At 52.9% G+C, this 11,991-nt stretch carries 16 protein-coding genes; 5 read left to right on the top strand and 11 right to left on the bottom strand.

Features of this window, described 5'->3' with window-relative positions; all coding sequences use genetic code 11:
• Nucleotides 1-2 precede the first annotated feature (2 nt).
• Nucleotides 3-1,028, bottom strand: a complete 1,026-nt coding sequence (gene argC / locus KNP76_RS13330; protein ID WP_034814289.1) for an N-acetyl-gamma-glutamyl-phosphate reductase — start codon at nucleotides 1,026-1,028, stop codon at nucleotides 3-5.
• Nucleotides 1,029-1,200: 172 nt separating this feature from the next.
• Here argC and KNP76_RS13325 point away from each other — a divergent pair, with 172 nt between their 5' ends.
• Complete coding sequence (locus tag KNP76_RS13325) at nucleotides 1,201-1,653, top strand: YusW family protein (protein WP_051690219.1); 453 nt, start codon at nucleotides 1,201-1,203, stop codon at nucleotides 1,651-1,653.
• Nucleotides 1,654-1,688: 35 nt separating this feature from the next.
• Here the strand turns inward: KNP76_RS13325 and KNP76_RS13320 are convergent, their stop codons facing one another.
• The 3 genes from KNP76_RS13320 to KNP76_RS13310 are packed head-to-tail and all read right to left on the bottom strand — an operon-like array spanning nucleotide 1,689 to nucleotide 2,791.
• Nucleotides 1,689-2,006, bottom strand: a complete 318-nt coding sequence (locus KNP76_RS13320) for a hypothetical protein (protein ID WP_034809073.1) — start codon at nucleotides 2,004-2,006, stop codon at nucleotides 1,689-1,691.
• Between the two features lie 34 nt (nucleotides 2,007-2,040).
• Nucleotides 2,041-2,523, bottom strand: a complete 483-nt coding sequence (locus KNP76_RS13315; protein WP_245175433.1) for a hypothetical protein — start codon at nucleotides 2,521-2,523, stop codon at nucleotides 2,041-2,043.
• A complete protein-coding gene (locus tag KNP76_RS13310) occupies nucleotides 2,516-2,791 on the bottom strand; it encodes a 4a-hydroxytetrahydrobiopterin dehydratase (RefSeq protein WP_214844811.1) in 276 nt (91 codons plus the stop codon). Before KNP76_RS13310 ends, KNP76_RS13315 begins: the two co-directional genes overlap by 8 nt.
• Before the next feature lie 139 nt (nucleotides 2,792-2,930).
• On the opposite strand from KNP76_RS13310, the gene KNP76_RS13305 reads away from it, so the two are divergent.
• Nucleotides 2,931-3,464 (top strand): cysteine hydrolase family protein, encoded by a 534-nt coding sequence (locus tag KNP76_RS13305; RefSeq protein ID WP_034814295.1) that lies wholly within the window; start codon nucleotides 2,931-2,933, stop codon nucleotides 3,462-3,464.
• Between the two features lie 24 nt (nucleotides 3,465-3,488).
• Nucleotides 3,489-4,934, top strand: a complete 1,446-nt coding sequence (locus tag KNP76_RS13300) for a nicotinate phosphoribosyltransferase (protein ID WP_034809062.1) — start codon at nucleotides 3,489-3,491, stop codon at nucleotides 4,932-4,934.
• Between the two features lie 33 nt (nucleotides 4,935-4,967).
• Here the strand turns inward: KNP76_RS13300 and KNP76_RS13295 are convergent, their stop codons facing one another.
• Nucleotides 4,968-5,270, bottom strand: coding sequence for a hypothetical protein (locus KNP76_RS13295; protein WP_214844810.1), 303 nt, complete (start codon nucleotides 5,268-5,270; stop codon nucleotides 4,968-4,970).
• A gap of 114 nt (nucleotides 5,271-5,384) precedes the next feature.
• Here KNP76_RS13295 and KNP76_RS13290 point away from each other — a divergent pair, with 114 nt between their 5' ends.
• Nucleotides 5,385-5,858, top strand: a complete 474-nt coding sequence (locus KNP76_RS13290) for a YwpF family protein (RefSeq protein ID WP_034809058.1) — start codon at nucleotides 5,385-5,387, stop codon at nucleotides 5,856-5,858.
• Nucleotides 5,859-5,933: 75 nt separating this feature from the next.
• On the opposite strand, the gene KNP76_RS13285 is transcribed toward KNP76_RS13290, so the two are convergent.
• The 3 genes from KNP76_RS13285 to KNP76_RS13275 all read right to left on the bottom strand — a co-directional run bounded on the left by KNP76_RS13285 (nucleotide 5,934) and on the right by KNP76_RS13275 (nucleotide 8,023).
• On the bottom strand, nucleotides 5,934-6,410 hold the full coding sequence (locus KNP76_RS13285; RefSeq protein ID WP_034809057.1) for a DUF456 domain-containing protein: 477 nt from the start codon (nucleotides 6,408-6,410) through the stop codon (nucleotides 5,934-5,936).
• Between the two features lie 10 nt (nucleotides 6,411-6,420).
• On the bottom strand, nucleotides 6,421-7,020 hold the full coding sequence (locus KNP76_RS13280) for a histidine phosphatase family protein (RefSeq protein WP_034809056.1): 600 nt from the start codon (nucleotides 7,018-7,020) through the stop codon (nucleotides 6,421-6,423).
• 67 nt (nucleotides 7,021-7,087) lie between these two features.
• Nucleotides 7,088-8,023 (bottom strand): alpha/beta hydrolase, encoded by a 936-nt coding sequence (locus tag KNP76_RS13275; RefSeq protein WP_214844809.1) that lies wholly within the window; start codon nucleotides 8,021-8,023, stop codon nucleotides 7,088-7,090.
• A gap of 171 nt (nucleotides 8,024-8,194) precedes the next feature.
• Between KNP76_RS13275 and KNP76_RS13270 the strand changes: the two genes are divergently transcribed.
• Nucleotides 8,195-9,241 (top strand): metal ABC transporter solute-binding protein, Zn/Mn family, encoded by a 1,047-nt coding sequence (locus KNP76_RS13270; protein ID WP_214844808.1) that lies wholly within the window; start codon nucleotides 8,195-8,197, stop codon nucleotides 9,239-9,241.
• Between the two features lie 40 nt (nucleotides 9,242-9,281).
• Here the strand turns inward: KNP76_RS13270 and KNP76_RS13265 are convergent, their stop codons facing one another.
• From KNP76_RS13265 to KNP76_RS13255, 3 genes are all read right to left on the bottom strand, one after another.
• On the bottom strand, nucleotides 9,282-9,728 hold the full coding sequence (locus tag KNP76_RS13265; RefSeq protein ID WP_214844807.1) for a hypothetical protein: 447 nt from the start codon (nucleotides 9,726-9,728) through the stop codon (nucleotides 9,282-9,284).
• Nucleotides 9,729-9,774: 46 nt separating this feature from the next.
• On the bottom strand, nucleotides 9,775-10,230 hold the full coding sequence (locus KNP76_RS13260; RefSeq protein ID WP_211780064.1) for a DUF1877 family protein: 456 nt from the start codon (nucleotides 10,228-10,230) through the stop codon (nucleotides 9,775-9,777).
• Between the two features lie 84 nt (nucleotides 10,231-10,314).
• Nucleotides 10,315-11,760, bottom strand: a complete 1,446-nt coding sequence (locus tag KNP76_RS13255) for an alanine/glycine:cation symporter family protein (protein ID WP_211780065.1) — start codon at nucleotides 11,758-11,760, stop codon at nucleotides 10,315-10,317.
• Nucleotides 11,761-11,991: the final 231 nt, after the last annotated feature.

The following is an 11,991-nucleotide window of genomic DNA, read 5'->3' as shown; positions in this document are numbered from 1 at the left end:
TCCTATATGTATTGTGGTTGGGTGCTTAGCCCGAGCGCTTCATTGAATCCGAACCGGACGTTGACGTTTTGAATCGCCTGTCCGGCTGCCCCTTTTTGCATGTTGTCGATGACCGAGACGATGGTGAGCCGTCCGGTCCGGTCATCTTTATACACCCAGAGATCACAATAGTTCGACCCGACGGCCGTCCGAATCTCAGGCTCCCCTTGTTGCACGCGAATGAACGGCTCTTGTCTGTACGCACGACTCAATAGATCAATCCATTCCGTTTCCGTCTGATCAATCGTCGGGACGACATGCATCGTCGCCATGATGCCGCGGTTGATTGGTAAGAGGTGCGTGGAAAGCGAGACGGTCGCCTCAACGCCTGTCATTTGGTGAATCGTCTGTTCAATCTCTGGGATGTGTTGATGCGTGTGAATCTTGTATAGCTGTACGTTCTCATTCGAGCGAGCGTGATGCGTCTTCGTGCTCAAAGCTTTGCCGGCACCGGTGATGCCCGAGCAGGCCGAGACGATCACCTCGTCCGGCTCAATCAATCCGTCTGTCAGAAACGGCAGGAGACCGAGCGACACGGCCGTCGCGTAACAGCCAGGGTTTGAGATCCATCTCGCCGTCCGCACGGATTCACGGTTCCATTCCGTCAACCCGTAAACAGCTTTCGCCTGTGTGTCGGCATGGACAGGCGCTTTGCCGTACCACGTCGCGTACACCTCACCCGTAAGGCGCAAATCACCACTCAAGTCGACGACGACGCCTTCGAACGCGTCCAGCTGTTCAATGTATCGAGCCGACACCCCGCTCGGCGTCGCGAGGAACAAGACGTCAAGCTGGTTCAACTTCTCCGGTTTGAACGGTTCGAGCGTCAACGCGCCCGTCTCCATCCACGGATACAAGTCAGAGAGGCGCAGCCCCGCACTCGAGTCGCTCATCACGCACGTCACTTGTAAGCGCGGATGCGCCGAAATCAATTTCAATAGTTCCATGCCGGCGTATCCCGTCACACCGACGATTCCACACGTGATCATCTGTCGTACCTCCTCAAAAGAATAATCCGATTAAACCATACGCATATTTATACTGTCAATTGTATTTTTATACAAAGTGTACAAAGCGATGTGGAATCGGTCGAATGACGAATAGTTTTTTCACGTTAGGGGAATGGAAAAATTATGCGAAACATAGAGGAGGAATTTGTTGATGAAACGTTTGAAATGGACACTACCGATCACGGCATCACTCTTTTTGATTACAGGATGCGGCTCGTCTGACGAAGTCACGAACCAACCGAGTGACGCACCGGTCGAAGACGAGGCGAATACGGAGAACAACTCCATGTATACGTTCGACAAGTTCGAACTTGAAGTCGACTATGCGGACGTTGATGACGCCATCAAAGTCGATTATGAGGTTGAGAACAACTCGACCGAGGCTTCGTATGAACGGAAAGAGGATGACCAGAACTTGCGCGGGGACGAAGCGATGCAAGAACTCGATCCGGTCTTCGGTCAATTGAACTTCGACCAAGACACACCGGACGAGGAAGTGTTGAATCAAATCAAGGCAGCGTTTAACATCGCGGACGATGCTGAAAAAATCGAGGCGGACGTCACGTTCACGGACGGAACCGAGAAAGAATATAAGCAAGAATAACAAATGGCCAAGCGGAGTCCGCTTGGCCATACGTATTAGAGTTGGTTTTTGTGACGTGCCTCTTGAAGCGCGTCCATCAAATCTTTGACGTCTTCGACGAGGTTTTGGATCGTGTCTTGGTTCTCTTCATAGAGCGCCTTCAAATCCATGACGCGGTCTTTCAAGCTACCTTTCGGGGACGCTTGCAAGCCGACCGAATGCGCTTGTGTCGATGTGTCCGCTGACTTCACGCGTGATTTTAAGCCTTTCAACTGACGAACTTGTTGCTCGCGTGTCTCGCGATGGAGAAGTGACGCACCTGCTCCGATGATGGCTCCAGCGGCCATACCCATCCAAAAGTAGTTCTTGTTCATTAAAAATCCTCCCCTAACGTGACGTTATCTTTTATTATAGGTTATCCGCTTCCGTGACGACATAGTGTTTTATGATCGGACCTGCACCTTTTTGTTCGACGGCATCTTTCAGCCATTCTTGAAATAGGACATAGTCTGTCGAGTCACGGAACTTGTTGCCGGCCTCGGCGAATTGGATAAGCACGATGCCGTGATTGTCGTCCGGGTCGACGCCGAGACGATACGCCGTGAAGCCATCGTGCCCGGCCCCAAGACGTGATTTTTCAGTCAACAGACGATGAAACAAGAGCGAGCGTGCATTCGAGTCGACGGGGACGTTCGCATAGACAATATTCCCTTTCGACGCGAATTGTCCTTCCGCTTCTTCGATGCGGAACGTCTTTCCGCTTTGGAACGGAGACTTGTCCCCTTCCGCGAGTAAAATCGTCTCATTGCCGCTCGCGACGAGCACGTCCGGGTTTTCCCGGAACCGGTCGGCGACGCTACCAGAGGCGAACGTCATGTACAGGTTAGACAAGTTCCTCACACCCTTTCGCGAGCATGATGTCTTTCTCCGTGATGCCCCCTTCGTCGTGCGTCGACACGGTGAGCGTGACGTTACGATACTCGATTAAGATGTTCGGATGATGATCGAGCGACTCGGCCAAGTCGGCGACGAGATGCACGAATTGAATCGCCTCCGGGAACGTGTCGAGACGATACGTCTTCTGGAGCTCCCCTTCGACGACGTCCCACCCGTTCAAGCGCGACAATTGTTCCGATAGTTCGGTAGATGACAACAGCATCGGTCCATTCCCCTTTCGCTTACAGTTCTACTTACACCTACTACCCGACACAGGCGAAAAATAATCTTTTTCGCATCATGCAAAATGATTTAGAATAAGAAGGATAGCCAACTATTTTGCACTTGAGAGGAGACCTCCTATGCGCGCATTGATCGTCATTGACTACACGTTCGATTTTATCGCAGACACGGGTCGTTTGACTTGTGGAAAACCCGGGCAAGACATAGAAGAACGAATCGTTCAGTTGATCGAGGCGTTTTCGCCCGAAGATTACGTCGTCATCGCGAACGATGTGCACGACGCCGGTGACACGTATCACCCGGAAACGACACTCTTCCCGCCCCACAACATCCGCGGGACAGAAGGGCGCGACCTATACGGCGCCGTCAAAAAAGCAGCTGAACAGGCCGACCATTGGATCGATAAGACGCGATACAGCGCCTTCGCCGGGACCGACCTCGACCTTCGTCTACGGGAACGAGGCATCACCGAAATCCATCTCGTCGGTGTGTGTACCGACATTTGCGTCTTGCATACAGCGGTAGACGCCTACAACCTCGGCTACAAGATGGTCATCCACGCGGACGCCGTCCAAAGCTTCAACCCGATCGGCCATGAATGGGCGCTCGAACATTTTGTCACGACACTCGGAGCGACCGTTACCGGGAAGTGACACGAAATCAGAAAGGAATTCACTATGTTACATCGGAATTTAGCGCTTCACACGGACCTGTACCTCCCACGTTGGATGTACATCTACTGGAAACAAGGACGTCACAATGAAAAAGTCGTCTTCGATTTATACTATCGCTCGAACCCGTTCAGCGGCGGCTACGTCGTCTTTGCCGGGTTACAAAACATCGTCCACTACTTGGAGAACGTCTCGTTCACCGAGGAAGACATCACTTATTTGAAAGAGCAGCTCGACTTCGAGGACGAGTTCGCGGACGTACTGCGTAACTTCAAATTCACGGGCTCACTCTACAGCGTCCGTGAAGGGGAGATTATCTTCCCGCACGAACAAGTCGTCCGAATCGAGTCGACCATCTTTGAGGCGAAACTGTTCCAGACGGCGTTCTTGAACATCGCCAACCATGAATCGCTCATCGCGACGAAATACGCCCGGATTCGCCAAGCGGCACCGAACGAGACGTTGCTCGAAGGCGGCGCTCGCCGTGCCCAAGGAGTCGACGCCGCGTATTATGGCACACGGGCCGCATATATCGCCGGGTTTGACGTGACGAGTCTCGTTTCGGCCGGCCGTGATTTCGATGTACCGACCGGCGGGACGATGGAACATGCCGATATCCAATTCCACGACGATGAATTGACGGCGTTCCGCTCGTTCGCCTCGATGTACCCGGACAACACGAGCCTGTTGATTGACACGTACGACACGCTCAAGTCGGGACTCCCGAACGCGATTACCGTCGCGAAAGAACTCGAGGCAAACGGATACCGCTTGAAATCGGTCCGCCTCGACTCCGGTGACTTGGCCTACTTGTCGAAACGAGCCCGGAAGGCACTCAACGAAGCGGGTCTTGACTACGTCAAAATCGTCGTCTCCGGCGACCTGGACGAATACGTCATCCAAGACTTACGGATGCAAGGGGCCGAGGCCGACACGTTTCTCGTCGGGACGCGTGGCATCACCGCCTACGAGCAACCGGCCCTCGGCATGGTGTATAAACTCGTCGCCCGCGAAGACAAAGACGGCACGTTGAAGCCGGTCATCAAAGTGTCCTCTTCGAAAGTGAAGACGACGACCCCACACAAGAAAGAACTGTATCGCATCATCGACAACGAAACGAAGAAATTCAAAGGTGACTATATCGCCTTGTCGGATGAGCCGGTCGAGACGTATTCCGAGATCGACCTCATCGACGTGCGCGACCCGGCGTTCAAAATCAAGACACGCAACTTCAGCGTCAAGCGCTTGCTCGAACCGATCTTCTTAGACGGCGAGCGCGTCTATACGCTCCCGAGCGCGAAAGAGATTCGTGACTATCACCGTGAGCAGATGAACGGCTTATGGGAAGAGTACAAGCGACTCCGTCTGCCGGAAGTGTATTCGGTGACGTTCAGCAAACCGTTATGGGACTTGAAACTCGAGATGATTCGCCAGACGCGGATCCCGAAATAAAAGAAGGCTGTGGGCACGCCCACAGCCTTCTTTTCACGCGGTCGTCATCTCGCGCGCATGGTGTTGATCTTCTTTTCTCCGAAAGTAAAGCGCCACAGAAAGAGAAATCAAAATCAAGATGAAATAGACGGTCCGTTGCCAAAACGTCGCCTCCGTATCCCCTTGGAACAAAGCGATAATATAGTCACTTCCGCTCAACAGGAACAGCCCTGATAGCAAGAGGAAGATGCGATAGCCGGCCCGACTACGTTGTTGTTTTACTTTGAAGAAAAGGACACCATAATAGACGATGGCCAGTATCGCGAAATATCCGATAATCCCTACAACCCAACTCATTCTGATGCCTCCTCCTTTACTCACGAACCTTGTTACTCCCACGTTATCATAACACATCTTCACAGGCGGACTATGTTAAGATGTTCTAAAGAAACCGTGGAAGGGATTGATTCGATGAAAACGTTTCGCCTCGTCCAAGTCCGCCTCGTCCAAGACGAATACGGCAACGAGTTGAACCTCCCGATTGAGCTCGTCGACGGACTGATCATCTCGAAAGAACACGATAACGAATGGTTGCTCGAGATGCTCGTCCCGACCGAGTTCGCCGTGACGCTCCATCACTATTTAAACAAGCGGATGTTGCTCCTCGCCGAGGCAGTCATCACATCCCCTGCGAACCGCCCGGCGGCCATCGCGTTGACGTTCACAAGTGAACGCTCGCTCTCGAACCACCATACGTTCGTCGCGGAAGGCTTGATGTTACTACCGAAACAAGACCCGACGAAGCAAGTGCTCGATTCGCTCATCGCCGACGGGGTGACAGGCAGCGACTTGAAGCCTTCTTTCTTCGAGAAACAAGTCGAGCATCAGCAAACATTCAGCCGCTCCGCCTTCAATCAGCTCGTCAAGACAGGGTCGTTCGAATAATCGGACGGTCCTGCTTTTCTTTCCCCGTTTTATTTACATCCTCAACCCAAAAAGACGAAGAAAATCTCTTCGTCTTCAAATGTAGATGAAAAACAAGATGACCATCATCGTCATCCCGACGACTTTCAAAAGCGTACTGCCTAAAAAGGCGAGGACGGTCCCGACGCCGATGCTCCAAGCTTCCCGCGTCGACTTGCCAAGCGTGAGTTCGGCCAGGAACGCGAAGATGAACGGGAAGATAAGTACACCGACGAGCGGAAAGATGAACGGGCCGGCAATCAGCCCGATCGTCGCCCCCCATTTCGCCCGCTCGGAACCGCCCCGTTTATCGACTGTCGCTCGCGTGACGATATAATCGACGGCGAACAAGAAGACGAGGAAGACGATTTGCCATAGCCAAAACGTCCATGTGAGCGGCTCGAACGAGAACCCGAACCCGTAAATCAAGTATCCGATGAACAAGAACAATACGCTCGGGATGACCGGATAAATCAGCCCTATGAACGCAACGACGAATGATGCGATGATGAATATCCAGAGCAGTGTCGACATATGCCTCTCCTCACTTCACAGCGATTTCGTTGGAAATATGGTCGGCCACGTTCACCGCTTTGACGATGAAGCGTCCGTCCTTGTGTTCGATATAGTTCGAGCAAGCGTTACGCATCGCATGACGGAACGTATACGTCTCGTCGATGGCCGACAGCGCCGCCTTGATGGCATGGGAATGACAGACGACGATGACACGTTTCCCTTCATACGTCTTGACGAGATGTTCCATCCCCTCAAGCACACGGGTCCGCATCTCATCTTCTGATTCAAGACCGGGCACACGCGTCTGGTCGTCCGCTTGTACCGCTTCATAGATACCCGGTACCGGTTGCCCCGAAGCCGCTCCGAATTCACGTTCGATGAATCGTGCGTCCGTGATGATTTCGGCCGGGTCAAAGCCGCACGCCTCGGCGATATATTGGGCCGTGTCGACGGCGCGGACTAATGGACTCGCGACGATGACGTCCCATGCTTCTTGACTTAAAAAGGCCGCGCTCTCTTCGGCTTGCCGATGCCCGAGCGCGTTGAGCGGGATATCTTCCCGTCCTTGAATGATTTCATTAAAATTCCAATCGGTCTGACCATGTCGGACCAAACAAAGCTCTGTCACGCCAGTCACTCCTTTTTGTTCTCTAAAACCATGTCCCATCGTACCATCTTTTCAGAAAAGTGCAACGTCACGTGAGCGCGTCGTCGATGAAGCGATCGATGCGGTTCATCAGTTTCTCTTCTTTGATCGGATTGTCGGATTGGAGAAAGCTCGCTAAGGAGTGGGTACCGTTCGGGAATGAGATGAGCTGGACGTTCGCGCCGACTTCGCTCGCATGTTCGACGAAATGAAGCGCTTGTCCGAACGGGACGATTGGGTCTTTTTTGCCGTGCAACAGTAAAATCGGTGGCGCGTCATCGTAAAGATGTGTCACCGGGGAACATTTCACCATCAACTCGCGCCACTCTTCTCGGCTACCTTCATAGAACTTCAGGTGGGCGATCCACGTCTGGATGAACTTGAACAACAGGAAGTTCGTCGGCGGATAGAGCGCGATCACGCCTTTGACCGGCGGGACGTCGGCGCCGAGGTCCCCGATAAACTGCTTCTCCCGATCGAGTGCCGTCGCAAGCATCAATGCGGCCCCGGCCGAGTCGCCCCAGACAATCAATTTGTCGACATCGAGGTTGAGCAGGCTATCGTGTTGCTTCAAATAATTGAGCGCGTCCGACACGTCGACGATGTTGTCCGGAAAATACACCCCGTCTTCAAACAGACGATAATCGATACTGACGACAGCGAAGCCTTTCGTTAAAAAATGATCGAGCAACGGATGGAACAACGTCACCATCCCACGGTTGCCACGAACGAACGCCCCTCCGTGTGCGTAGACGGCGACAGGGAACGGACCATCCCCCGTCGGATAATATACGTCAAATTGGAGCGGGCGGTCATCGATGATTTTATACGTGTGTGTTCGCCGCTTGCGGGTCGAGGCCCGAACTGGAAGTTCGGGTTCTTGCCAACGCACGAGGGAACCGTACTGATTCCACACGGTGGCACCGGCCGCAGTCGCCGCCGCGAGGGCGGCCCCGCCGACGAACCAGGCGGTCTCCTTTCTCATATACATCCACTCCTCGTTCTTTTTTTAATCATATTCCCTTTTTATCAAAAATCCATCCATCGGAAGTCGGACTTGACGTGCATGAATCTGCCACCTATAATATAAGGCGCAATCACAGAACGTAACCGTTACGGTTTAATGGTTCAATAGAGAGGACAGGTGGAGAATCACATGAATAAAAAGTTACTTAGTGTCGCCGCTGCCGGGACACTGTTTTTAGGCGGATGTGCCAATAATGGAGACAGCAACGCAGCGGAGGAAGCGAACGATCAGTTGACCGTTTACGCATCGACGTTCGCCTTGAAGTCGATCGCAGAAGAAATCGGTGGCGACCGTGTCCGTGTCGAGATGGTCATCCCGCCTGGCGCAGACCCACACACGTACGAACCGACGTCACGTCAAATGACACAAATCGCCGAAGCGGACTTGTTCTTGACGGTCGGACACGACCTCGAGCCTTACGTCGAGTCGATGGAGAAGAGCCTCGCGAACGAGAACGTCACGTTCGTCAAAACAGCCGAAGACGTCTCGTTACTTGATGCTGACAAGACCGTCCACGTTCACGGCGAAGACGAACATGCTCATGAAGAGGATGAGCACGGCCACGAGGAAGATGAACATGCGCATGAAGAGGACGAGCACGGCCACGAGGAAGATGAGCATGGACATGAAGCAGAAGATGCACACGGGCATAGCCACGGTCAATACGACCCACACGTCTGGCTCGACCCGATGAACGCCGTCTCGATGGCAGAAGCGGTCGAGGCTTCATTCGCCGATCAGGCACCAGACTATAAGGACGAGTTCGCCGACCGGTTGAGCGCCTTCAAAGCAGAAGCAGAGACGCTCGATGCCGAGTTACAAGAAGCCGTCGACGCCGGATCGAAGAAGCAACTTCTCGTCACACATGCGGCCTACGGCTATCTTGCGGAGCGTTATGGCTTCGAGCAACTCCCGATCGCCGGATTGACCCCGTCTGAAGAGCCGTCTCAACAAGCGTTGAAGCGCGTCATCGAAGAAGCGCGTGCCCACGACTTGACGCATATCGCCTTCGAAGACACGGTGACGCCGAAAGTCGCGGAAGTCGTGAAAAACGAGATCGGCGCCGAAGCAGTGACGATTTACAACTTGGAGTCTGTCACGAAAGAACAGATGGAACAAAGCTATTTCGACTTGATGCGTGAAAACGTCAACGCACTCGAAATCGCGTTGAAGTAACACGAAAGAACGCTCGGTGCCTGAGGCTCCGAGCGTTCTTTTATGCTTCTGGCTGTTGATCGAGTTGTTTTAGATGAAGCAACAACACCCCGGTCACGAACAGTGTCACGGTCGGAACGGTTGCTCCGATTATCGTTTCCCTCCATTCCCCATGTAAATCGAAATAATAAGCGGTCAATAGGCATCCGAGAAAGATCAGGCTGACCGTACCGACTACTTTGACGACCGAGGCGCGCGGATGCCGGTCGTGGATGAACATCGAACTGTTGATGATAGCGAATAACAAGTTTAGAAAGAATAAGCCGAACATGGCCGCGACCAACCACGTATTGTACATAACGAACCCATGCACGGATAAAAAGCTGACCACGAACACTAGCAACGTCAACATGTTGACGCGACCGAGCCATTTCTGTCCCGTCCGATAGGCAAAAATCGGGCTAATCAATGAAAAAAAGAACGCTGTCGTGATGAAGAAGTCCCCCACCGTGTATCACCATCCATTTTTTCAATATTATACCACCTGATCGACTTCATTCATAGTAAATCAAGACGAGTTCGTCCCGCTCGGCTGCGGCCTCACAATACCGTCGAAGCGACGTCCACTTCAACCAAATCTCGTCGAGTCCGTCATGGTCGACGAACGCCATGTCGGCGACGTCTTCTTTTGTGAACGCACCGAGTGCGTCTTTGACGATGTGCAGCAATTGCGGCGTCAAGATGCCGACGACGACCGCCTGCTCCTCGTTGACGATCAACTCCTCACCGATGACGGCCATCTCTAAATTGTACGTATCGTCTCCATCGAGATACACCTCGATTTGACCGAGCACTTTTTGGAAGCGCCCGATGTTTGGGAGCGTCAACGTGTCATACGTCTCGCGACCTTGCGCGTGGACGTGGAGAAGCCAATCCATAATCATGTCCGGGTCTTGTGCGAACGAGACCCAGACTTCTGGGGAAATGCGTATATAATGTGTCGTCTCCATGAATGAACGCCCCCCTTTTCTATCGTTTTCCCCTCTTTCCAGAGCAAAAAAACCGTCTACGCACGTTCGTAGACGGTTGTTTCGTTATGAGCGGATCGTACCGGTTTTGACTTCTTCCGATTCCGTTTCCCACGCTTCGAGGTACTCACGACCTGGAAGGTCTTCAATCGAATCGGCATAGAATACCGGGTCTTCGCCTTGGCGGCGTTGCTCCAAATAATCGTCAAGCACGAGGCGCGCCACTTTCGCAAGGCGGAAGATGGCATACAAGTTGACGAGCGCCATGAGACCCATGAACACATCGGCAATCGACCAGACGAGACCGGCCGAACGGATTGCCCCGAAGAGGACCATACCAACGACACCGATGCGGTAGAGCGTCACATAAATCTTCTTCTCCGAGATGAACTGGATGTTCGTCTCTCCGTAGTAGTAGTTTCCGAGAATCGAGCTGAACGCGAACAAGAAGATCGCGACCGTCAAGAACGATGTCGCAATCGGACCGACTTCGGCCGTGAGCGCGGCTTGTGTCAACTCGACACCAGCAAACGATTCCGAACCAGCTACGCCAGACAACAAGATAATCATCGCTGTCGACGTACAGATGATGAGCGTATCGACGAAGACGCTAAACGATTGAATCAAGCCTTGCTTGACCGGGTGCGATACTTCTGCTGTCGCGGCCGCGTTCGGGGCCGAACCCATCCCAGCCTCGTTTGAGAAGAGCCCACGACGGATTCCTTGAAGCACCATCGCTCCAATCGCTCCGCCGAACAGTTGCTGAATCCCGAGCACACCTTCTGAGAAGATGAGGCCAAAGACGCTTGGCAATAATGAAGCGTTCGAAATCATAATCCACATCGCGAGCAAGATGTATCCACCTGCCATGACCGGGACGATGATACTCGATAAGATGGCGATCGATTGAACCCCACCGAAGATGACCGCAGCTGTCACGATTGCCAAGATGACCCCGACCGTCGTCGTGCTGACGCCGAACTGGTTACTCATCGAGAGCGAGATCGTGTTCGACTGAACCGAGTTAAACGCGAAGCCAAACGAGAACGTGATGAGGATGGCGAACAAAATCCCGAGCCAACGCTGGCCGAGGGCGCGTTCCATATAGTAAGCCGGTCCCCCGCGCCATGTGCGTCCGTCGCGGATTTTATATACTTGCGCGAGCGTGCTCTCTACGAAAGCCGACGCCGAACCGATGAGGGCGATGAGCCACATCCAGAAGACGGCTCCTGGCCCACCGAGGGCAATCGCCGTCGCGACACCCGCGATGTTCCCTGTACCGACACGTGCTGCCGTACCGATGGCGAATGCCTGGAACGACGAGACTTGGCCTTTCTCACGTTTCATCCCTTCTTTGAACAAGAGACGGAACATCTCCGGAAGCATCCGGAACTGGACGAAGCCCATCCGGACCGTAAAGTAAAGGCCTAAGGCGACAAGGACGACGATGAGCACCGACGACCAGAGCAGGTCGTTCGCTTGCCCAACAAACTTTTCAATCATATTCTCCATTGCTTAATCCTCCATAAGTATGAATAGTCATAAGTAAAAGTTATGTCAACTTTCTTAACATGTTTAGAATTATAGGAAAAATATTTGAAAATTGCAATCCTTTTCAACAATCTCATCGTTTGACGCGACCGTAAAAAAGGACGAGGCTGGGACATAACTAGCCGGCTTTAGAGCTTTTTAATAAAAAGAGGGGTCCGGTCACCGATTTTCGGTGGCCGGACCCCTTCTTTG

The organism is Exiguobacterium sp. s150 (assembly GCF_018618435.1).
Classification (GTDB): domain Bacteria; phylum Bacillota; class Bacilli; order Exiguobacteriales; family Exiguobacteriaceae; genus Exiguobacterium; species Exiguobacterium alkaliphilum.
Note: the sequence above shows the minus strand (reverse complement) of the source record. Positions and strands in the feature narration are given on the sequence as shown.

Excerpts from the sequence above, each read along its gene's own strand:
- argC (WP_034814289.1), bottom strand. The coding sequence starts at position 1,028 with ATGATCACGTGTGGAATCGTCGGTGTGACGGGATACGCCGGCATGGAA.
- KNP76_RS13325 (WP_051690219.1), top strand. The coding sequence starts at position 1,201 with ATGAAACGTTTGAAATGGACACTACCGATCACGGCATCACTCTTTTTG.
- KNP76_RS13320 (WP_034809073.1), bottom strand. The coding sequence starts at position 2,006 with ATGAACAAGAACTACTTTTGGATGGGTATGGCCGCTGGAGCCATCATC.
- KNP76_RS13310 (WP_214844811.1), bottom strand. The coding sequence starts at position 2,791 with ATGCTGTTGTCATCTACCGAACTATCGGAACAATTGTCGCGCTTGAAC.
- KNP76_RS13305 (WP_034814295.1), top strand. The coding sequence starts at position 2,931 with ATGCGCGCATTGATCGTCATTGACTACACGTTCGATTTTATCGCAGAC.
- KNP76_RS13300 (WP_034809062.1), top strand. The coding sequence starts at position 3,489 with ATGTTACATCGGAATTTAGCGCTTCACACGGACCTGTACCTCCCACGT.
- KNP76_RS13295 (WP_214844810.1), bottom strand. The coding sequence starts at position 5,270 with ATGAGTTGGGTTGTAGGGATTATCGGATATTTCGCGATACTGGCCATC.
- KNP76_RS13290 (WP_034809058.1), top strand. The coding sequence starts at position 5,385 with ATGAAAACGTTTCGCCTCGTCCAAGTCCGCCTCGTCCAAGACGAATAC.
- KNP76_RS13285 (WP_034809057.1), bottom strand. The coding sequence starts at position 6,410 with ATGTCGACACTGCTCTGGATATTCATCATCGCATCATTCGTCGTTGCG.
- KNP76_RS13275 (WP_214844809.1), bottom strand. The coding sequence starts at position 8,023 with ATGAGAAAGGAGACCGCCTGGTTCGTCGGCGGGGCCGCCCTCGCGGCG.
- KNP76_RS13270 (WP_214844808.1), top strand. The coding sequence starts at position 8,195 with ATGAATAAAAAGTTACTTAGTGTCGCCGCTGCCGGGACACTGTTTTTA.
- KNP76_RS13260 (WP_211780064.1), bottom strand. The coding sequence starts at position 10,230 with ATGGAGACGACACATTATATACGCATTTCCCCAGAAGTCTGGGTCTCG.
- KNP76_RS13255 (WP_211780065.1), bottom strand. The coding sequence starts at position 11,760 with ATGGAGAATATGATTGAAAAGTTTGTTGGGCAAGCGAACGACCTGCTC.